The 21,445-nt window shown below is 41.1% G+C and carries 21 protein-coding genes; 12 read left to right on the top strand and 9 right to left on the bottom strand.

Annotation, left to right across the window (positions count from 1 at the left end; translation table 11 throughout):
* The first annotated feature begins 73 nt into the window (after positions 1-73).
* Entirely contained in the window at positions 74-559 is a 486-nt protein-coding gene (apcD, locus tag IQ264_RS23950; protein WP_193983603.1) for an allophycocyanin subunit alpha-B, read from the top strand.
* A gap of 382 nt (positions 560-941) precedes the next feature.
* On the opposite strand, the gene IQ264_RS23945 is transcribed toward apcD, so the two are convergent.
* Entirely contained in the window at positions 942-1,295 is a 354-nt protein-coding gene (locus IQ264_RS23945) for a hypothetical protein (RefSeq protein ID WP_193983601.1), read from the bottom strand.
* A 234-nt stretch (positions 1,296-1,529) separates the two neighbouring features.
* Entirely contained in the window at positions 1,530-2,171 is a 642-nt protein-coding gene (locus IQ264_RS23940) for a hypothetical protein (RefSeq protein WP_193983600.1), read from the bottom strand.
* 272 nt (positions 2,172-2,443) lie between these two features.
* Here IQ264_RS23940 and purL point away from each other — a divergent pair, with 272 nt between their 5' ends.
* Both purL and purF read left to right on the top strand, forming a co-directional pair.
* Positions 2,444-5,401 (top strand): phosphoribosylformylglycinamidine synthase subunit PurL, encoded by a 2,958-nt coding sequence (gene purL, locus IQ264_RS23935; protein ID WP_193983598.1) that lies wholly within the window; start codon positions 2,444-2,446, stop codon positions 5,399-5,401.
* Positions 5,402-5,667: 266 nt separating this feature from the next.
* The gene (purF, locus tag IQ264_RS23930; protein WP_193983596.1) at positions 5,668-7,149 is read left to right on the top strand and encodes an amidophosphoribosyltransferase; all 1,482 of its coding nucleotides are present in this window, start codon (positions 5,668-5,670) and stop codon (positions 7,147-7,149) included.
* Positions 7,150-7,260: 111 nt separating this feature from the next.
* On the opposite strand, the gene IQ264_RS23925 is transcribed toward purF, so the two are convergent.
* Complete coding sequence (locus tag IQ264_RS23925; protein WP_193983594.1) at positions 7,261-8,166, bottom strand: alpha/beta fold hydrolase; 906 nt, start codon at positions 8,164-8,166, stop codon at positions 7,261-7,263.
* Between the two features lie 721 nt (positions 8,167-8,887).
* Here IQ264_RS23925 and IQ264_RS23920 point away from each other — a divergent pair.
* The 4 genes from IQ264_RS23920 (at position 8,888) to rpoD (ending at position 13,443) form a co-directional block, all read left to right on the top strand.
* The gene (locus IQ264_RS23920; RefSeq protein WP_193983592.1) at positions 8,888-9,487 is read left to right on the top strand and encodes a hypothetical protein; all 600 of its coding nucleotides are present in this window, start codon (positions 8,888-8,890) and stop codon (positions 9,485-9,487) included.
* Between the two features lie 190 nt (positions 9,488-9,677).
* Entirely contained in the window at positions 9,678-10,514 is an 837-nt protein-coding gene (locus tag IQ264_RS23915; RefSeq protein WP_193983590.1) for a hypothetical protein, read from the top strand.
* Between the two features lie 163 nt (positions 10,515-10,677).
* Positions 10,678-11,367: a polysaccharide deacetylase family protein gene (locus IQ264_RS23910; RefSeq protein ID WP_193983588.1), complete on the top strand. Its 690-nt coding sequence runs from the start codon at positions 10,678-10,680 to the stop codon at positions 11,365-11,367.
* Positions 11,368-12,315: 948 nt separating this feature from the next.
* Positions 12,316-13,443, top strand: a complete 1,128-nt coding sequence (rpoD, locus tag IQ264_RS23905) for an RNA polymerase sigma factor RpoD (RefSeq protein WP_193983586.1) — start codon at positions 12,316-12,318, stop codon at positions 13,441-13,443.
* 144 nt (positions 13,444-13,587) lie between these two features.
* On the opposite strand, the gene IQ264_RS23900 is transcribed toward rpoD, so the two are convergent.
* Together IQ264_RS23900 and IQ264_RS23895 are read right to left on the bottom strand one after the other, a co-directional pair.
* On the bottom strand, positions 13,588-13,740 hold the full coding sequence (locus tag IQ264_RS23900; protein WP_073592551.1) for a chlorophyll a/b-binding protein: 153 nt from the start codon (positions 13,738-13,740) through the stop codon (positions 13,588-13,590).
* A gap of 204 nt (positions 13,741-13,944) precedes the next feature.
* Positions 13,945-14,127 carry a chlorophyll a/b-binding protein gene (locus tag IQ264_RS23895; RefSeq protein WP_193983584.1) on the bottom strand — a complete coding sequence of 61 codons (183 nt, stop codon included), beginning with the start codon at positions 14,125-14,127 and terminating at the stop codon, positions 13,945-13,947.
* A gap of 160 nt (positions 14,128-14,287) precedes the next feature.
* Here IQ264_RS23895 and IQ264_RS23890 point away from each other — a divergent pair, with 160 nt between their 5' ends.
* Both IQ264_RS23890 and IQ264_RS23885 read left to right on the top strand, forming a co-directional pair.
* A complete protein-coding gene (locus tag IQ264_RS23890; RefSeq protein WP_193983582.1) occupies positions 14,288-14,944 on the top strand; it encodes an acetoacetate decarboxylase family protein in 657 nt (218 codons plus the stop codon).
* Positions 14,945-14,994: 50 nt separating this feature from the next.
* On the top strand, positions 14,995-15,651 hold the full coding sequence (locus IQ264_RS23885; protein ID WP_193983580.1) for a DUF1295 domain-containing protein: 657 nt from the start codon (positions 14,995-14,997) through the stop codon (positions 15,649-15,651).
* 10 nt (positions 15,652-15,661) lie between these two features.
* Here IQ264_RS23885 and IQ264_RS23880 read toward each other — a convergent pair whose 3' ends face one another.
* Positions 15,662-15,859, bottom strand: a complete 198-nt coding sequence (locus tag IQ264_RS23880) for a hypothetical protein (RefSeq protein WP_193983578.1) — start codon at positions 15,857-15,859, stop codon at positions 15,662-15,664.
* 80 nt (positions 15,860-15,939) lie between these two features.
* Between IQ264_RS23880 and proS the strand changes: the two genes are divergently transcribed.
* From proS to IQ264_RS23865, 3 genes are all read left to right on the top strand, one after another.
* The gene (gene proS, locus IQ264_RS23875; RefSeq protein WP_193983576.1) at positions 15,940-17,748 is read left to right on the top strand and encodes a proline--tRNA ligase; all 1,809 of its coding nucleotides are present in this window, start codon (positions 15,940-15,942) and stop codon (positions 17,746-17,748) included.
* A gap of 127 nt (positions 17,749-17,875) precedes the next feature.
* The gene (locus IQ264_RS23870; RefSeq protein ID WP_193983574.1) at positions 17,876-18,718 is read left to right on the top strand and encodes a DUF2993 domain-containing protein; all 843 of its coding nucleotides are present in this window, start codon (positions 17,876-17,878) and stop codon (positions 18,716-18,718) included.
* A 9-nt stretch (positions 18,719-18,727) separates the two neighbouring features.
* Entirely contained in the window at positions 18,728-19,369 is a 642-nt protein-coding gene (locus IQ264_RS23865) for a GerMN domain-containing protein (RefSeq protein ID WP_193983572.1), read from the top strand.
* A 145-nt stretch (positions 19,370-19,514) separates the two neighbouring features.
* Here IQ264_RS23865 and IQ264_RS23860 read toward each other — a convergent pair whose 3' ends face one another.
* The 3 genes from IQ264_RS23860 to efp all read right to left on the bottom strand — a co-directional run bounded on the left by IQ264_RS23860 (position 19,515) and on the right by efp (position 21,340).
* A complete protein-coding gene (locus tag IQ264_RS23860) occupies positions 19,515-19,868 on the bottom strand; it encodes an ArsR/SmtB family transcription factor (protein ID WP_193983570.1) in 354 nt (117 codons plus the stop codon).
* 269 nt (positions 19,869-20,137) lie between these two features.
* Positions 20,138-20,674, bottom strand: a complete 537-nt coding sequence (gene accB / locus IQ264_RS23855) for an acetyl-CoA carboxylase biotin carboxyl carrier protein (RefSeq protein ID WP_193983568.1) — start codon at positions 20,672-20,674, stop codon at positions 20,138-20,140.
* 93 nt (positions 20,675-20,767) lie between these two features.
* Positions 20,768-21,340 carry an elongation factor P gene (gene efp / locus IQ264_RS23850; RefSeq protein ID WP_193983566.1) on the bottom strand — a complete coding sequence of 191 codons (573 nt, stop codon included), beginning with the start codon at positions 21,338-21,340 and terminating at the stop codon, positions 20,768-20,770.
* Between the last annotated feature and the right edge of the window lie 105 nt (positions 21,341-21,445).

Here is a 21,445-nt window from a genome sequence, read left to right as displayed (position 1 = left end):
CATCTCCCCATTCCCTTGCGTCCCTTCATATCGGTAAACTACGAAATGGTATCCTCAGACCTTCTAATAAATCATGAGTGTAGTAAGCCAAGTTATTCTCAAAGCCGACGACGAACTTCGTTATCCCAGCACCGGGGAACTGTCTGCAATCAAAGAGTTTTTTCAAACAGGCTTAATGCGGACAAACATTGCCGCTACCCTAGCCGAAAATGAAAAAAAGATTGTTCAAGAAGCCAGCAAACAACTATGGCAGAAACGTCCTGACTTCATTGCGCCCGGTGGCAATGCCTACGGACAACGCGAACGCGCCCTCTGTCTGCGAGACTATGGCTGGTACTTACGCCTAGTTACTTATGGTATTCTCGCTGGTGACAAAGAACCAATTGAAAAAATTGGTTTAATTGGCGCACGCGAAATGTACAACTCTCTGGGTGTACCCGTTCCTGGCATGGCAGAAGCCATTCGTTGTCTCAAAAAAGCTTCCTTAGCACTTTTGAGCGAAGCCGAAGCTGCCGAAGCTACACCTTACTTTGATTACCTCATTCAGGGGATGTCTTAATCTTCAACCTTAGCGTTGAAAGTAAGACCCGACTCTGTTAATTTTAATCTGTTTCCCCACCCTTGTTGGTGTTTCCTAGCTTCAAAAATGTTAGAACGCTGACAAAAGGTGGGGAAATTTTATTCTTAATAACTTAGTTAATTTACGGAAAAATATTGACAATAAAAAACCGACAGTTACTTGTTTCTACTGTCGGCTGGTTGTGTGTTCCCTGTCGATGACTCGGCTAGAGTTCAGTTGTTTGTAGTATGGCTGTTCAAAAAAGCTTTTATAGCGATCATAATCATCTTTAACCTGTGATATCGATCACTATCTAAAAGCCTTCAATACGTAGGGCAAAATTGAGCGATATGCCTACGGCACGCTGACGCGATCGCACTTTTCATTGATTAGTAAATTCCTTGGCGATCGCTATTTCATTAAATAGCAAATAAAAATGCGATCGCTTTTCCATTTCTTGATTAACAAAACTGCGATCGCACTTTTCATTGATTAGTAAATTCCTTGGCGATCGTTGAATATTTGGTGTATTACTCCATTGAGAACGACTGACTTTTACAGAGATAATTGGTGCCATTAAACCATTATTGTCACAAGTAACCATAACAGAAGCGTCATTAACTAAAATGTCACTGTCAAAACTGCGTTGAACAGCTGCTCTGGCTATTGCTTCGGCTCTACGAACAATGGTTTGATTATTTTTACGAAAGCTTACAATTAACCACAACACCGCCATCGGCACCTATCCCCAAACGCAAGTCAGTCGTTACCATTGACCTGGAAGCTTTGATCGATCGCGATAAGCTAGAACTAGCAGCAGAACTAATCCACAACGTTTTACAAGAAACCTAGCTATCGGAAAACAATGGAAACTGAGCAACAAGACATAACATTACTTGAAGAAGCAGAACGTCGAGTTTTAACAATCGCCAACGAATAAAAAACATCACCCAACCTAAATTGATCGTGGCTAATCCAAAGGTTGTCTAATCACATTTCCAATTCCATATCTACGTTTAATTTCTGCTCTCCACAACTCACTAGAAGGTCTGCTTCCAGTTGCACCAAATCGATTAGTTACTGGAGTGGGAGCACTGTCTATGTCATAAGTTCTTTTAATTGCAGCACGCCAACGTTCACTGGCAAATTTGCGTCCAGAATTGCTATATCTGTTAAATCTATTAGTAACCGGAGTTGGATAATTTCCAATTCCATATCTTCTTTTAATTTCCGCTCGCCATAATGTCGAAGATGGTCTAACGCCTGTAGCACCAAACCTATTAGTTACCGGAGTCGAATAATTTCTTATCGGAACTCTTCTTATATTATTGTCTATTTGTGCTACTGAATTTCCAGATTTATTAGCTCTATTTCCTAAACGATTTTTGAACTGCGATCGCTTATTGACTATGATATATTTACTATTCGATGGCACTTGCCTGACTACTAAATTAGTTTGTTTACTTGCAGGAGTGCGATAATTAGTGCGGTATTTCTGCTTCGTTGGCGATCGCTGACTGATTCGTTCAGTGTTATAAACCCTAGAACGCGCCTCTGTTGGCAAATTAGACTTGACAATCAATGCCACAGATACCGTTAACACTGATGCCACGATGCCAGCTATAACTCTACGATTAATCAGATTGCGAAGAGGAAACATCACACTTAGGCGATAAAAACCTAAACTATTCTACAGAATAAAGTTACGATTATCGGGATTTTTTACTAAAGTTTTCAAATCGTCGCATAAAAAAAGAAAAACTGTCTTAAACAGCAAAATTCTCTAAAGATAAGTTGAAAATTGCTAAAATTTTTCTAATTTAAACGGCTAATCGGTGCAATCAATCGATAAAATTATAACCTGTGCCTACTGTGCAAGGTTCCATGTCTACTAACACACCCTTTTCTCCTGAAGAAATCGCCTCCGAAGGTCTAAAACCCGAAGAATACCAAGAAATAGTTAACCGTCTAGGTCGCCATCCTAACAAAGCAGAGTTAGGAATGTTCGGCGTAATGTGGTCAGAACACTGTTGTTACAAGAATTCCCGACCCTTACTGAAACAGTTTCCCACAAGTGGCGATCGTATCCTCGTCGGCCCAGGAGAAAACGCCGGAGTAGTAGACTTAGGCGACGGACAAAGACTAGCCTTTAAAATCGAATCCCACAACCACCCCTCCGCCGTCGAACCCTTCCAAGGCGCAGCCACAGGCGTTGGCGGCATTCTCCGTGATATCTTTACAATGGGTGCGCGTCCCATAGCCGTATTAAACTCCCTCCGCTTCGGTTCCTTAGAAGATGCCAAGACTCGGAGAATATTTAGCGGCGTAGTCGCAGGTATAGCACACTATGGTAACTGCCTAGTCGCAGACGAAACATTTATCTGGCGTGACAAAGATGGAGTACATTTTGATACGATCGGTAACTTTGTTGAATCACGCTTACCAGCAGGCAAAACTACCGCAGAATTAGATACTAACAACTCAGTTGAAACCCTTTCCGTAGATCCCGACACCTTAGAAAGTTGTTGGCAACCAGTACGCCGCATCTTCAAAAGACGTACTAATAAGTTAGTAACTATCAAGACAAGTTTAGACAGTAAGATTACGGTAACGCCTGATCATCCTAGCTTCATCCAGCGTAACGGTAATTGGGATATTCTTCCAGCACAATCATTAAGCATTGGTGATGAAATACCTGTACTGACAAAATTTCTGAATCTGGAAAAGCAGGAAGTTGTTTTTAGTGAAGAACGTACCGTCGAGTTAGCTACAGCTTTAACTCGCGACAACGGAACAAAGTACTCTTTCCCTCGTTTTCGCCAATCATCAAATGATGTAGCAGTTGTCAAAATTAAAAGCATCGAAACTCACTCGGTTGAGGAATGCGATGTCTATGATGTTGAAGTAGACAACACTCACCTTTTTGTCACTACTTCTGGCATTGTCACTCATAATTGCGTCGGAGTACCCACCATTGGTGGCGAAGTTTACTTTGACCCTGCTTATTCGGGAAATCCCTTAGTCAATGCAATGGCAATGGGATTAATGGAAACTCCCGAAATTGTTAAATCTGGTGCAAACGGCATTGGCAATCCCGTGTTATATGTTGGTTCTACGACTGGACGGGATGGCATGGGAGGCGCGAGTTTTGCCAGCGCGGAACTGAGTGATGCTTCAATGGACGATCGACCAGCCGTGCAAGTAGGCGACCCATTCATGGAAAAATCTTTAATAGAAGCTTGTTTAGAAGCATTCAAAACAGGTGCAGTTGTCGCCGCACAAGATATGGGTGCAGCCGGAATCACCTGTTCAACTTCCGAAATGGCAGCTAAAGGTGGGGTAGGCATTGAATTAGATTTAGATAAAATTCCCGTGCGGGAAACAGGCATGATTCCCTACGAATATCTATTATCTGAATCCCAAGAAAGAATGTTATTTGTTGCACACAAAGGCAGGGAACAAGAATTAATAGATATCTTTCATCGTTGGGGTTTACAAGCAGTTGTTGCCGGAACAGTAATCGAAGAACCTATTGTGAGAATTCTGTTTCAAGGGAAAGTTGCCGCGGAAATTCCAGCGACAGCTTTGGCAGATAACACGCCAATTTATCACCGAGGATTGTTACCGGAACCCCCAGAATATGTGCAAAAAGCTTGGGAATGGAACCCAGACTCTCTCCCGGTTTCTACAAGTCAAGGAATTGAAATTTCTGGCAAATTCCAAACTTGGAATGATGTCCTTTTGACTTTGTTAGATACTCCTTCTATTGCTTCAAAACGTTGGGTTTATCGCCAATACGATCATCAAGTGCAGAACAATACAGTTTTGTTCCCTGGTGGCGCAGATGCCGCAGTTGTTAGAGTTCGTCCTTTAGAAGGTGAGGTAAATCCGGCAGTTTTAAATAAAGGTGTAGCGGCAACAGTTGACTGTAATTCCCGTTACGTTTACCTTAATCCTTACGAAGGTGCAAAAGCAGTTGTTGCCGAAGCAGCGAGAAATTTGAGTTGTGTTGGTGCAGAACCTGTTGCTGTTACTGATAACCTGAATTTTGGTAGTCCCGAAAAACCTGTGGGTTATTGGCAATTAGCAGAAGCTTGTCGAGGCATTGCCGAAGCTTGTAAAGAGTTTAAAACGCCTGTAACTGGCGGGAATGTTTCGCTTTACAATGAAACTTTAGATAGTGAAGGAAATCCCCAACCTATTTACCCAACTCCAGTAATCGGAATGGTGGGAATAATTTCCGATCTTACTAAAATTTGCGGTCAAGGTTGGCAAAGTGAAGGCGATGTTATCTATGTTTTGGGATTACCAATAGAATCCAAAATCGAAAATCCAAAATCTAAAATCGTTCTGGGTGCTTCGGAATATTTGGCAGCAATTCACGGTATTGTTGCTGGTAAACCCCCAGAAGTAGATTATGATTTGGAACGGATTGTGCAAGCTGCTTGTCGAGAAGGTATTAGTAAAGGTTGGGTACGTTCTGCCCATGATTGTGCGGAGGGAGGTTTAGCTGTTGCGTTGGGGGAAGCTTGCATCAGTGGTAACTTAGGCGCGGAAATTAATTTAGGAGTTTCTGCGGAACAAAATCAGCGTTGGGATAATCTTCTGTTTGGTGAAGGTGGTGCGAGAATTTTAGTTTCGGTCTTGCAAGATCGGACCGAAATTTGGGAATCATATTTACATGAAGCATTAGGCTCAAATTGGCAAAAGATTGGCAGGGTGGGAAAAACCAATCACAATTTACGGATTCTCACATCTGACAATACCCCATTAATTGACGTTAGCATTGCAGTGGCAGGCGATCGCTATTCCCATGCAATTGAACGTCGTCTAGCAGTTTAGTCAACAAGTCTTACTCAACTGGCAAAAGCCTTTCTTGTCTGATTCCTATCGAGCCTGAAACTACCAGAAAACAATGCGTGAGCAAAATTAGCGGAATAATTTCCGGCAAAACTACTTTTAGCAGCTGAGTTCACTTTGCTAAAGCTATCATCTTTTAACAATGCTATTGTTAAGAAGATATTAAGTTAAGTTAACTCTCGTTAAATTTTTTGCTTTCATCGCCTCTATCTGATTCTGTATCTCAAACTTAGGAGCCAAACCGTAGCATGATTCCCAACCATTCCCTAGACTCTGAAGAGTATCCTGCTGACATCAATCAAAATCGTCCAGATAAGCCCGAAGAAGCTTGTGGCGTTTTTGGCATCTACGCCCCAGAAGAAGATGTCGCCAAACTTACTTACTTTGGGCTGTATGCTTTGCAACATCGAGGTCAAGAATCAGCAGGAATTGCCACTTTTGACGGCGAACAAGTGCATCTACATAAAGAGATGGGGTTGGTTTCTCAAGTCTTCAGTGAAACAATTCTGAATGAACTGCCTGGTACTTTAGCGGTCGGTCACACACGCTACTCGACAACAGGTTCCAGTCGGGTGGTCAATGCTCAACCAGCAGTTGTAGATACTCGTTTAGGAAAGCTCGCTTTAGCACATAATGGTAATCTTGTCAATACAACGATTTTACGGGAAAGATTACTAGAAAGGGACTGTAACTTACTTACCACAACTGATTCGGAAATGATTGCTCATGCGATCGCAGAAGAAATCAACGAAGGATACGACTGGTTAGAAGGCGCAATCCGAGCTTTTCATCAATGCCAAGGAGCCTTTAGCTTAGTAATTGGCACCCCCCAAGGAATCATGGGTGTCCGTGACCCTAACGGCATTCGTCCCTTAGTAATTGGCACTTTGCCCAGTGACCCAGTGCGCTACGTTCTCGCCTCAGAAACCTGCGGATTAGACATTATTGGTGCAGAATACTTGCGCGATGTCGAACCTGGAGAATTAGTTTGGATTACGGAAGCAGGTTTGGCATCCTTCCACTGGACAAAACAACCCCAACCCAAACTTTGTATCTTTGAAATGATTTACTTTGCCAGACCAGATAGCATCATGTCCGGTGAAACTTTATACAGTTATCGGATGCGGATTGGCAGAATATTAGCAGCAGAATCAGCCGTAGATGCAGATATTGTGATTGGAGTACCAGACTCTGGCGTTCCCGCCGCCATTGGTTTTTCCCAAGGTTCGGGAATTCCTTATGCTGAAGGTTTGATTAAAAACCGCTACGTAGGTCGTACCTTCATTCAACCAACCCAAAAAATGCGAGAAACTGGAATTCGCATGAAACTTAATCCCCTCAAAGATGTTTTGTATGGGAAACGAGTGGTAATTGTCGATGATTCCATAGTCAGGGGAACCACTAGCCGGAAAATAGTTAAAACTTTAAGAGATGCTGGTGCAATAGAAGTTCACATGAGAATTTCTTCACCCCCAGTAACTCATCCTTGTTTTTATGGCATTGATACAGATAATCAAGACCAATTGATTGCAGCAACTAAATCAATAGCGGAAATTGCCAAACAAATTGAGGTTGATTCTTTAGCTTATCTCAGCTGGGAAGGAATGCTCAAAGCTACTGGAGAAAACCCCAATAATTTCTGTTCTGCTTGCTTTACGGGTAATTATCCAGTAATAGTTCCTGAACCAGTAAAACGTTCTAAACTAATTTTAGAAAAAGCTCTCAGTTAATGTGTTTGTTGTGAGGACTTCAGTCCTTCTCTTAGAACAGACATGAACAACGACTGAAGTCGTCACAACAGACATGAACAACGACTGAAGTCGTCACAACAGACCTGATGGTTAATTGCCATTAAGTAATCTCAGAAATTTGCGAATTAACCCAATTGTCACTGCTGGAACTTCTAATTGTGGAGTTAAACCTACATTTTCTAACTGTTCAAAATAACGCACTGACTGCGGATTTAAATCAGCTAATCTTTTGCCCATTTCTGGCTTAGTAAACTGAGATTCTTGTCCCCAAATAAAAGTCGTTGGTATGTTTAATTGCGAAATATACAAAGATAAATCGAACGATAAATCCCCCCGCACAAAAGACAGTGCTGCATATTCCGCATTTGGTTGAGAAGCTGATTCTGCATAAGCTTCGACAATTTCTTCAGAAACGCGATTACTATTAGCAAATTGCCGTTCTTCTAAAAATGAACGAATGGCACTTTTGTTAGCAATACCAAGGTTGTAAATTAAACTGTTTACTCCCGGTATACTTATCAGTTGAGTAAAAAAATTACTGACTGAATTTTCGCCAAAATCTGCTAATCCCGATGGTGCAATCAAAATCAAGCACTTAAATAAATGGGGATTTACCACAGCCAAGCGAATGAGCAAACCAGCAGTTAAAGAAGACGCAACTACTGCTACAGGTTCGGTACAAGTTTTTTCAATAAACTCAGTAATATTCTGTAAATAATCATCAATCTGGTAATTCCGTTGTGGATGGTGGGAGTAACCCCAACCAATTAAATCTGGTGCTACAATTCGGTATTCATCTGCAAAAGCAGGATATACTTTAGACCACTCATAAGCAGATGAACCGCCGCCAAAGCCATGCAAAAATAAGAGGCTGGGTAAGTCTTCTGTCACATCTGTATCCTTGGTTTGCCATAATTCTCCTTCTGCTGTGTAGTAAACCATTTTTCCCAGAGAAGTCATTACTGAACGTAGCTCAAACCCTAGTGGCAAAAACATGAAAGCACCTCCTGTTTCCGATTGTTTTATTCTTTAGGACTTACGCAGCCAATCAGAGGTGTAGGGGCGGGTGAGAGCCGATAAATTAAGTATTTCACAGATAATTCAACTTCAAAACCCGCCCCTACAATCATTGATTTTTGGTTATTTTGCGTAAGTCCTAATCTTGTGTTTTTCCGCTAATTTCAGTTTGACAGAGAATTGTGAATGATTAACCCTTTCCCTAATCGTAGTGGAAATTTCCGATCGCACCACCAACCACCGCAATTATATTTCTCCCTGACTTTTCTGAAATTTTTTCAAAGGAATTGCCTTGTAACTAAGCTTTCTGTAAATTTTCTGTAAAATTTTTGGGCGAAGGATGGAGAAATTAGAGATGTTAAATGCTTGCAGCAAAAGAGATTTACCGATTACTGCCTCGATCGACTCTACCACTGTGAAAAGTTGATTTCATGATAATCTTAAAGAATAATGAAGTATAGAGTCTTATCTGTCTTAACTCAGAAATCTAAAATGAGAACCCAACAAATAACTTATGTGTAAGTTTGTTAGATTTTCTCAAATTTTTATGTACAAATGTGTAAGTAAATTGGCGGTGAATAAAGAAAACTTATTGACTGAAATTACTGCTAATTGAATTAATTATAAATCCCCCAACAATCTCACTTCTGAGTTAACAGCGCCAACTAAATTGATTCATTACTCACACAGGTGGAATAAAATGACATTAAATAGCGTCATGGTCAAGGAATCTGATATTGAACAGGGCGAGTTGGACATATCTGCGGCAATAGAACTGCTTATAGATGAAAGGACTGATGTACCAATTCATGTTGCAACTACGGAACGGCATCAAGAAACATTTGCACCTGATTGTATTGTGAAAAGTCCCGCGCAAGTTAACCTGAATTTTGAAGACCTGATGTGTTTTGAAGTTGTCGATCGCCAATTTCAAAAATGGGGTGTAACATTTAATAATTGCATAGCTATTCGTCCCTCTAACCCAGCTTTTCCAGCACACTCAGGCAGCACAGTGTTAATGGGAGCACCGAAGAGTGGATGGCTAGAAGCTTTATTTCACCAGCCTGTTAAATCTGTGAGTGCTTTTATCACTACTTCTCAGAAGTTGGTATTAGCAGCTTATAACCAAGATAATCAACTGCTCAAAGAAGTAGAAATTTCTGAGCCAAATTTAGCTGGTTCTGACTCTTCAATTTCACCTAATATATTACTTACTGTTACCGGAGCAGATATCTGTCGAGTTACCTACTGTGCTTTTGATGGTCAATTTATTTTGGATGACTTTAAGTTCCGACTGTAGCAGAAATAGCGATCGGTAAGACAGCGATAAAATTTGCTCAGAGAAGAAAACGGGAAACAAATATTACTGTTCCCTTGTCTCGACTTGGGTTGTTAGCTGCTGAAATTATCCTGAGAAATGCTATTGTTTCTATAGTCGGTGTGGACTGATTCTCCACATCACAAGAAATATTATCTGGCAGGTAAGCAAGGTGGCACAGGCTTCCTCTTGGTGGCAAGAAGTGGTTAATCAACTCCCCAACTCGTTGTTTCTGGAGTTTAAAAGCCAAAGTAGAACTTTTAAATACTTGTCTCGTAAACAGTCAAGTAGTTCGAGATACTTGCTGTTAGGTTTGATTGCGGCAATGACGATTATATTTAGCGACAGGAAGTTGTTCCTGGCAACCAGCATCGGCGTGGTAACGATGTGGTTAGTTTATCGGCTACAATCAGGCAATTGGCAGCCTTATTGGTCGAACTTGCAGCGATTATTGACAGGTGCAAATCGTCAGTTGGCAGTAGCGGTAATTAGTGGTGGATTTGCTACGCTGTGCAGTTATTTGGCGATCGCGATCGGTGCAGATACTCAAAGCTCTTGGATTACACTTGGTATATTGCTCCAATCTCTAGGCACCCTAGCAATTTTAGGAATACTGGTTTGGCAAATCCTCGCCCAGCAAACAAAACCAGACCAACCCAAGCTTGACCAAATGGTAGCAGATTTAACCGATGCCGACCCTCTAAAACGTTTAATTGCCGTTCGCTATTTAACCAGTTCCGTCAAACAATTTGACTCTACCAATAAAATCTGGATTGCTGATTACTTCCGCCTCATGTTGAATCAGGAACAAGAACTAATAGTTCGTGATGCCATTCTCGAAGGCTTAAGATTATTAGAAAATTATCCCCAATTGGGTGAAGCTACCGCCCCTTTCTCAATGCCAGTTGTAAAACGACATGAAGTGAAGGCAGAGGTGCAGGGGAGCAGGGGAGCAGAGGTGCATAGGGGCAAGGGGACAAGGGGACAAGGTGACAAGGGGACAAGGTGACAAGGGGACAAGGTGACAAGGGGAAATTAAATAACTCTAAACACCCCTAACTTTCTCTTTAATTCAAAACTCAAAACTTAAAACTTCCCTTCTGCCTTCTGCCTTTCCCAAAACCAGAATTTTTCTTGCTAATTTAAACATAGGTGTTGTTTGATCTTGTTTAATGCAGCTGGCTCCTGTTTTTCCGATTTTGTATCACATTCTGCAACCTACTTTTCCCTCTTGTCTGTGGTCGGGAAGTGTAAAAGAACCGATTGTGGCTTTAACTTTTGATGATGGTCCCCATCCGCAATATACGCCTCAGCTATTGGAAGTTTTAGACAAGTATGAGATTCCTGCCAGTTTTTTCTGGTTGGGTGTTTGTGTGGAAAGGTCGCCAGAGGTAGCGAAAGCAGTTTATCAGCGAGGACATTGGGTAGGTTTACATGGGTATAATCACCAGATGTTTACTAGCTTCACTGCGCCAATTTTAAAGCAGAACTTGGCAAAGACACAGTTAGCGATCGCTCAAGCTTGTCAGTTAGATTTGGACTACGTTCAAACCTCTATGAGAGATGTTCGCCCTCCCAATGGTGTTTTTACACCCCAGATTTTGAAATCTTTACAAAGTTGGAATTATCGCCCAGTAATGTGGAGTGTAGTCCCTGAAGATTGGGTACTACCTGGAGTCGCTATTGTAGTACAAAGAGTATTATCTCAAGTCCGAAATGGTTCGTTGATTGTGTTACATGATGGACTGTTTGGTGGCGCGGATGTCGCCCAATCCACAGACCTTATTGTGAAAAAATTGCTTCAACGGGGCTTTAAATTTGTTACAGTGGAGCAGCTTTGGCAACTAAACCAAGTAGTTTAATTAAGTTCAATGTTAACGAATATTCACAAAATTACAGCGTGCGATCGGAGAATTGTAAAGTTCTGGTAAATTTATTTGCCCTACTAGCTGTCATTTGACATAAGAGTTAATTAGAATGACAGAGTGTAGTTTAGTCATTTGTCAAGACCAATACGGCTGAAAGTTAGTACTTTAAAATGTAAACAGAGTTTCTGTTACTCCAATTAAGGATATCAGTATACCCTAAGTCACTCCTGTGGTACTAAGCTTCTGTGGCTACTGTGGTAGCTAAACTTAGGTGAGACGAAAAACTCGTTAAACCAGATTCCACTTAAATCAGGAATCATTAGCAACCAAATAATCTGAAAAACCACAAGATACAGCAAAATCGTCTAACATGACCAATGGCAACAGAAACTACCAAATTAGTTCAACTAAACTAGCTGAATATGGGTGCAATACTTTACGTAGGCTTATTCGCAACTCTGAGGATAAAAACCAATTGGTTATCCTCCAGCCTATTGTCTAAAATTTTGTGGGGAAAGTTCACCTGAACTCTCTGTCCAGCAAAGAAGCAGGTCAAATTATACCCTAACTTGCAGAAGAATTTCGATGTTTAGCATCTTTGGGCAAAAGCCGATGCAAGAATAAATTTTCCATATTTTTCCAGTTGAATGGAGACATCGAAAAACTGTATAGATAAAAGCAAAAACTGCTGGCAATTTTTGTGAGAAAGGCTACAATCGTAAAGATCTTGACAAAACCCAACAATAAATTCAGTCACTTAAGCTTCCCAGAAACTCTGAAGTTTTAACTGCGAAGCACAGTGTTTTTCCCCTAACCAGTTACTTAATAATTAAGCTTTTAATGCTTGTTTAGTCTTTTACTGGTTAATATGTTGGGAGATTGATTGCATCATGATGTCTAGTTGTTGATTTTGTTAACCCAAAGGAGCATGAGGAACGCGGCATGACCCAGGCTAACAACGTACTTGAAAACCTGCAACCCCCCTCTCTTGAAGAATTAGCATTCTTAGAGGAAGAAGAAGCAGATCAAGACGAGTTTTTAGAAGATGTGTCCCCGGAAGAAGACGATGGAAAGCCTGGTAAGGTACGCTCAAACCGTCGTCGAGCGCAAACTAAGAAAAAGCATTATACAGAAGACTCTATTCGCCTGTATTTGCAAGAAATTGGTCGAATTAGACTGTTGCGGGCGGATGAAGAAATCGAATTGGCAAGAAAAATTGCTGATTTGTTGGAATTAGAACGGATTCGAGAGAGTCTTTGCGATCAGTTAGACCGCGACCCCCACGATCGAGAGTGGGCGGCGGCGGTAGATATGCAGTTGCCTGCGTTCCGTCATCGCCTCCATTTGGGGCGACGTGCGAAGGACAAAATGGTGCAGTCCAACCTACGTTTAGTAGTTTCGATCGCTAAAAAATACATGAATCGGGGGCTGTCTTTCCAAGATTTAATTCAGGAAGGTAGCTTAGGTTTAATTCGGGCAGCTGAAAAATTCGATCACGAAAAAGGCTATAAGTTCTCTACTTATGCGACTTGGTGGATTCGTCAGGCAATTACTAGAGCAATTGCCGATCAATCTCGTACCATTCGCTTGCCTGTTCACTTGTACGAAACCATTTCCCGCATTAAGAAAACTACCAAATTGTTGTCTCAAGAAATGGGTCGCAAACCTACAGAAGAGGAAATTGCTACTCGTATGGAAATGACCATTGAGAAGCTGCGATTCATTGCTAAATCTGCTCAATTACCTATTTCCTTAGAAACCCCCATCGGTAAAGAAGAAGATTCTCGATTGGGGGATTTTATTGAGTCGGATGGCGAAACTCCAGAAGACCAAGTTTCTAAGAATTTGCTGCGCGAAGATTTGGAAAGTGTTTTAGATACCCTCTCTCCAAGGGAACGCGATGTTTTACGTCTGCGTTATGGTTTGGATGATGGCAGAATGAAGACTCTCGAAGAAATCGGGCAAATTTTCAACGTGACTCGCGAACGAATTCGTCAGATTGAGGCTAAGGCGTTGCGGAAGCTGCGTCATCCTAATCGCAACAGTATTCTGAAAGAATATATTCGCTAGCAAAAAGTTACCATACTTTAATTAATCGGCTTCCAGTAGCGATCGCTATTGGAGCTTTTGTTTATGCCAAAAAAATAGGGAGATTTTCACTCCCTATAAACAGTTCGTTTCAGATTGTCAGAGGTAAAAAAAAGAATATTAAAATTACAGCAAACCTAAGAAATGCAGAACACCTTGGCCGGAAACTAGCTCAGTAATGACGGCAGCAATAAAACCAATCATTGCTAACCGACCGTTCCAATTTTCAGCTTGAGGTGTAAAGCCGAATTTAACATCGTTGCGATTTTCACCTTGCATAGTCCCAACTCCGTCAATGAAGTTTTGTTAAGTCCTGTAAATTAATGTAACTGATGCTTGGCGAAAATGCAACTATTGGCAGAGGCGTGGGTACTAGGGGACTAGGGACCGCCATCGACTGGGGACTGGGAAGAAGAGGTAGTTAATTATTTTCTCTCTAATCTCCCCATCTCCCTATCCCCCCATCTCCTCCGTCCTTCTGCCTTACATGAGACCCCAGAAATGGAGAAGTCCTTGGCGGGAAAATAGTTCAATTAATACGGCTGCTGCGAAGCCAATCATCGCTAAACGACCATTCCAAATTTCTGCTTGGGGAGTAAAGCCTGTTTTCCAGGCGTTGCGTTCTTGAGGATTGGTAATTGGTGTGACTTGGGTGGTGTCTTGCATCTGGAAAACTCCCAAAAACTATGAACTAATGTAAAAATCTATTAAATAATGTAAAAATAATTGGAGAAAGTAGGCTCTGTCCGAAGTTAGAGATTGTTAATTTCTAAAGATACTTTTGACTAATAGTTTGTGAGAAAATGAATTAGTAAGAGCAAAAAAGATGAGTTATCCGACCGCACCTTGGACATTAAAAGGTTATGCCGTTCAAACTGTTCAGTTGGTAGATATTGAGCGATCGCGCCCATTAATTCCCCAAGAATTAGAAATTTTTTCGGTTTGGCCGGGAAAAACTATTGGAGGCGTGTATTTATCCTCCTATAAATTGGGTTCAGTTTTGCAATATAACGAGTTAATTGTAGTTGCCGGAATGGTGAGTTATGCCGGAAAAATTGGTGCTTGGATTTCTCACATTTATGTAGATAATTCAGACTCTGTAGCTGGTGGTCGAGAAATTTGGGGATTGCCAAAAGAATTGGCAGAATTTACTTGGTTAACCGAAGAAGAGTCTAGTGTAATTGTTAGACAAGAAGATAAAGAACTTTGTAGTCTTACTTATACTAAACCTAGTTTGGCATTGCCTGTTTCTTTAGCTTTGCCAATTTTTGGTTCTTCAATTTCGGATTTTCTGTTATTCAAAGGTGAATTTGCATATCGTGTGGGATTAGTAAATGGGAAATTGCAAGTACCTACAGAAAGTCCTTTTGGTAGTTTAAATTTAGGTCAACCTTGGTTAACCGCTTATTGTGATGACTTACGTTTAGTTGTCAATGCGCCAGAAGTGGTGGGTGAGAGGAAAGTTGAGTTTAGTTACTCTTGAAAAATTCATAAACTTAGCAAAAGTAACGCTCATATAGTATCAGGAACAAAATGGAAAACACTGAGGAATTAGTCAACTCTAAAGTTACGCAATTGACAGCAATTAACACAGCCAAAGTGATAACTGTTATTTGTTTTATTGGCTGTGCTGTTGTTTTCGGTGTGCAGAACTTCCGCCAAGTACTTTATCTATGTTTGCATATTAGTTATTGTACTTGGTGGCTATTAGAACAGTGGTTTTATCCCCAAAGACGGCAGATGTTTAATGAACCAATTGGGTTAATAGGTTTTATTTCGGCGTTGATATTTGTGGGAATTTTCTATGCAATGCCGGGATATTTCGCTTTCACCAATCCAACGGCACTTTCTTTGACAACAGTAGCTATCGCTTTGCCTTTGTACATTTTTGGTAGTTTAATTAATGCTACTGCTGACGTGCAGAAAATGACAGCCAAACAATTTGAAGCTGGATTAGTTAAGGATAACATTTGGCGATTTTCCCGCAACATTAATTACTTTGGAGATATTCTCAGGTATCTTAGTTTTAGTGTGGTTGCTGGGTCGATTTGGGCTTATTCAGTTCCAGCATCGATCGCGATTCTTTATATTCAAAGAATGTTGCAAAAAGAACAGCAAATGGTGGTGAAGTATCCAGAATATGAAGAGTATAAGCGATCGACTGCGAGATTTATTCCCTTTATTTGGTAAAGTTTCCCACTTAGGGTAACAAATCAGCAACGCCAAACAACTCCGCAAGACCAGATTTTTTGAGATAAGTTTGCCGTTCAGCGTGAGTCATTATTACCTTTGTCCCAGCTTTTACTTGGTCACTGGTCAAAATAGGTTGGGATTCCGTATCGGTTTTCTTGTCATTTGCAGAAGATTCTGGCTGCTGTGGGTGAAAATTTGTCGGCATATAAGCTAATCAATTAACTTTGGTAAGTAATGTTCTAGACTGATAAAGCAATCATCTCAGTCAGAAAAGGAAACATGACGATGCGACTCTCTCAAATGTTATTTGTCACCTTGCGGGAAGATCCAGCCGAAGCAGAAATTCCCAGCCATAAATTGTTACTCCGCGCAGGTTATATTCGTCGCATCGGTAGCGGAATTTATGCTTATCTTCCCTTAATGTGGCGCGTGTTGCAAAAGGTTTCGCAAATTGTGCGTGAAGAAATGAATGCAACAGGTGCACAAGAATGTTTATTGCCACAATTACAACCTTCGGAATTGTGGAAAGAATCTGGTCGATGGGATACTTATACTAAAGCTGAGGGTATCATGTTTGCGCTTACCGATCGCCAAAAACGCGAATTAGGTTTAGGGCCAACTCATGAAGAAGTAATTACTACAGTTGCTAAAGATATGATTCGTTCATATCGGCAATTACCTCTCCATTTGTATCAAATTCAAACTAAATTCCGTGATGAAATTCGCCCTAGATTTGGTTTAATGCGCGGTAGAGAATTCATTATGAAAGATGGTTATTCTTTCCACGCTGATGAAGAAAGTTTGAAGAAAACTTTCCAAGATATGCACCAAGCTTACAGCAATATGTTGCGGCGCAGTGGGTTAGCTTTTCGGGCGGTAGATGCTGATTCTGGTGCGATCGGAGGTTCCGGTTCTCAAGAGTTTATGGTGTTAGCAGAAGCGGGAGAAGATGAGGTTTTATATACGGAAGATGGCAAGTACGCCGCGAACGTAGAAAAGGCTGTTTCTTTACCTGCTGATGCAGAAACTTCTGCTTTTACCAGTTTTGAAAAAAAGGAAACTCCGGGAACTGAAACGATTGAAAAACTCTGCAAATTATTGAAATGTTCGCCTACTCAAGTGGTAAAAAATGTACTTTACCAAGCTGTTTATGATAATGGTATGACAGTTTTGGTATTAGTAAATATTCGGGGCGATCAAGAAGTTAACGAAGTCAAGTTGCTTAATGAATTGACTAAATTGGCAGAAAAATATGGCGGTAAAACTATTTTATCACTAACCGTTCCTGATCCAGAAAACCAGGAAAAATGGGCAGCGAAGGCTTTACCTTTGGGTTATATTGCTCCTGATATTGGTGATGAATATATTGCGGCGAATAAACAAGTTAATTCTAAGTTTGTGCGCTTAGTTGACAAAACAGTTGTTGAATTAAAAAACTTTGTCACTGGTGCGAATGAATCGGGTTATCACGTTGTTGGTGCTAACTGGAATTCTGAATTTAAGTTACCAGAATTAGTAGTAGATGTACGGAAAGCTAGACCAGGCGATCGCGCCCAGCACAACCCCGAACAAACCTTAAAAAGTGCTAGAGGAATTGAAGTTGGTCACATCTTCCAATTAGGCACAAAATATTCTAAAGCAATGGGCGCAACCTACACTAATGAACAAGGGGAAGAAATACCTTTAATTATGGGTTGTTATGGTGTCGGTGTATCGCGATTAGCTCAAGCAGCAGTAGAACAATCTTACGACAAAGATGGGATAATTTGGCCTGTGGCGATCGCACCTTATCACGCAATTATTTCTATTCCTAATGTTGCAGATGCTCAACAAATGGAAGTAGGGGAAAAACTTTATCATCAACTCAATCAAGCGGGAATTGAAACAATTTTAGATGACCGCAACGAACGTGCTGGGGTAAAATTCAAAGATGCCGATTTAATTGGTATTCCTTACCGAATTGTTACTGGGCGATCGCTCAAAGATGGTAAAGTTGAAATCGTTGAACGTGCTACCCATCAATCTCAAGAAATCGCCATTGATGATGTAGTTTCTACTCTGAAACAGTGGATTGCTGAAAAAATTCAGAAATAGTGAAAAATTGAGTGCGATCGGTTGAGTTATACCAGTTTAAATGCTTGAATAGTCTGTTGTGAGGGCTTCGGCGGTAAAACGCTAAAGCGTTTACAACGGACACACTAACTTAAATCTTTTTAAGCTTATGGAATTTGTCACCATATTTCTATCAGCATTGCTGGGTGTACTTGGATCGGTAGGCATATTTGTCGATCGCTTTGCTGAAAATGCCATTCGCCAAAGATTTCAAAAAGTAGAACAATTACAAGTTCGCATTGATAACGCTCCCAACTATCAATTAATAGGGGGTAAAGTACAAAGAGTCAGAGTTGCAGGAAGAGGACTTTGGTTAACACCAGAAGCCCGGATTGCTGTTTTAGAATTAGATACCGACCCTGTAAATGTAGACCTTCAAGGACTGAGGGGAGGAAAAGTATCGCCATTAGCAGCTTTACGCCAACCAGCGAAAGCCGCATTTCGATTAGTATTAACTCAAGAGGATGTAAATAACCTTTTGAAATCACCCAAAATTTCCCAACAATTACAAGAATTAAGTAGCCGCTTTTTAGGTAATATGGGCGGTCAACAAATACAAGCTTATGAAATTATTAATCCTCGAATTGAATTTTTGCCAGAAAATCGCTTGCGATTCCAAGTAGAATTGCAGCAAAAAGAAGGAACTGGAACCGAGCAATCTAACACAGAACAAAAGTTAGCAGTAATTGCCGAATCAGGATTAAGAATAGTTAATGGACATCAGTTGGAATTAATTTCTCCCGCAGTTTCAATTAATGAAAATACTATTCCCGAATTTCTGATTAGTGCTTTAGCGCAAAATTTTATTGATGAACTAGATTTGAAAAAATTGGAAAAGTCGGGAATTACTGCCAGGATATTAGATTTTCAAGTGAATCAAGACAAATTGGAAATAGCTACTTTTGTGCAAGTACAACCACAAGCACAATCACAAGTAAAACCAAAGGAGTAAACAAAATATATGCAACAGCGCCAAACAATTCGTCAACTTTCTCTAGGCGCAAAGGGAGCGATCGCAATTCTACTTCTAGCTATTACTAGCGGGGCAGTTTTGACTAGTTGTAATCCTAACACTCCCGAAACCACCGTTCCCACAACTCAACCTACCAAACCTGTCATAACGCCAAAACCAAACACACCAACCGCCACCACAAAAGCAGAAACGAAAGCAGAAATCTACTTAATAGAAGATAAAAACGGTAAATTCCAATTAGTAGCTCGTCCTGTTGCTATCGAGCAAAAAGCCACAAACCAAGCCGCTATTTTAGAACAAAGTTTTAACCGTTTGTTAGCTCAATCAAATAGTAGTTCTGCTACTAACCAACCCACATCGGCAATTCCCAAAGGAACCAAACTGCGAAGCATCAAAGTAGACAAAGACAATATTACGGTTGATTTATCTCCAGAATTTACTTCTGGTGGAGGTTCCGCTTCCATGACTGGGCGCTTAGGACAAGTAATTTACACTGCCACTAGTTTAAACCCGAAAGCCAAAGTGTTTCTCTCAGTCAATGGAAAACCCTTAGAAACTTTGGGTGGAGAAGGGTTAGAAATTACTCAACCAATCACCAGAGAAAGTTTCCAGAAAGACTTTCCCCTCTAAAAAAAGTTAACTATTGTCGTGCTGGGAAGGGCAAATTTTCAACTAATAAGGAAACAGGGGAGAATTACCGATCGCAGATTTGAAATTACAAATTGTATTGACAACCCTTAAATCTAAAATCCCCAATCAAAAATTCTCCTGTTCCTCATTCCTTACTAGCCAAACTAAAGTCGCGAAAATGACGAGCTTGTTGTTCAATTCGAGTAGCCAAGCGATCGCATACTAAATTACACAACTCAAAAATTAACTCATCTTCCACCTTGTAATAAGCGGAAGTTCCTTCACTGCGACGGCTCAAAATGCCTGCTTGGAGCATCACCTTGAGATGTTTAGAAACATTAGCCTGACTAGTTTGGGTTGCTTCCACCAACTCTTGGACACACTTTTCGCCGTCGCGAAGTAAATTTAAGAGCCGCAGACGCATTGGCTCACTCAAAATGCTGAAATATTCAGCTACTTGTTGCACAACTTCTTGTGATACAGGTTGCGCTTGTTTCATTGAACTACATTGGAGGGACTGATCCCCAAATTTTACCAGTTCTTTTCTTTATGGCAATACGTCGATCGATTTTAGATTTTAGATTGCCGATTTTATAGCAGAAGGCAGAAGGCAGAAGGGAAAAGCTTTAAAAACAAGGGTTCTAGCCCTTCATCCTGGCTTAAACGCCTTGGCGGTTGCTATAGATACCAGCGCAGTGTGGCAGAAATAACTATAATGAAACAGCCTGGTAGGAGACTTATTTCCTTGGAGCCTTCTGCCTTCTTGCGTTACCCATCAGGATTAATCCGAATTAGTGGTTGACCATATTCTACAGGTTCTCCGTTTTCCACCAAAATTTGCATCACCTGCCCGGAAACTTCTGCTTCAATCTCATTCATTAATTTCATCGCTTCAATGATACAGACTGTTTGCCCTGTGCGAATGCGATCGCCCACTTGCACAAAAGCCGCTTCCCCTGGAGCCGGAGAGCGATAGAACGTTCCCACCATCGGTGAATTCACTGTCACCAACTTAGCATCCACTGGCGCAGAAGCAGCTGGTGAGGCTGGCGTGGCTGAAACAGCCTCACTCACCCCACCATTTGGCATTTCTTTGGTTGGACTTGGCACCCCTGTTGTGACGGCTGGCATCATCTGCGGGGATGCTAGTACCTGATGACTCGGCTGGGACACCTGAGTAACGCTGATACCGATGCTTTTCCGCATCGATAGTTCAAAATCGGCGCTCTTGAGTGTCAACTCCGCGACATCGGTTTGACTAAAAACTGTCAGTAGCTCACGGAGTTCTTTAAAATCCAATTCCACAGTTTATTTAGCCCCGTTAAGTTTGTTTTGGGTGAATCAATTTGGATTTTGGATTAACTAAAAATCCCAACTCCCAAATTAATTATTCTTGATTTAATTTTCTCGACCTAAGTAAGTATCGTTACGGGTGTCAATTTTAATCCGTTCCCCTACAGAGATAAACAGAGGAACCATGATCTGAGCGCCAGTTTCGACGATCGCAGGTTTAGAACCGCCAGTAGCTGTATCTCCCTTGACACCAGGATCGGTTTGTGTTACTTCCAACACAACTGAATTGGGTAATTCTACGTCTATTACCTGACTTTTATCTTGATTATTCCATCGAATGACGTTCACTTCCATACCTTCTTTCAGGTATTTGACGCGATCGCCAATTTGCTCAGCTGAAAGCCGACCCTCTTCATAACTTTCCATATCCATAAAAACGTATTCATTGCCGTCTTTATAGGTATGCTGCATCGTACTCTTTTCCAAAATAGCTTGGGGTACTGTTTCCCCAGCCCGGAAAGTACGTTCTACAACGTTACCATTCTGGGCATTTTTCAGCTTTGTTCTTACAAAAGCTGAACCTTTTCCCGGTTTAACGTGAAGGAATTCCACAACCTTCCATACGCTTCCATCTAATACAATTGATACACCGGGTCGAAAGTCGTTACTCGAAATCATGAACCTTTTTTCCTGGGCAGAACAATCGGGACTATTAATTGTACCTCTCTTGGGGGACTGGTGATTAGGGGACAAGGGGACAAGGGGACAAGGGGACAAGGGGAC

Source organism: [Phormidium] sp. LEGE 05292 (assembly GCF_015207735.1).
Taxonomy (GTDB): Bacteria; Cyanobacteriota; Cyanobacteriia; order Cyanobacteriales; family Aerosakkonemataceae; genus Floridanema.
The sequence above is the reverse complement of the archived record's forward strand: the minus strand, read 5'-3'. Positions and strand labels throughout refer to the sequence as shown.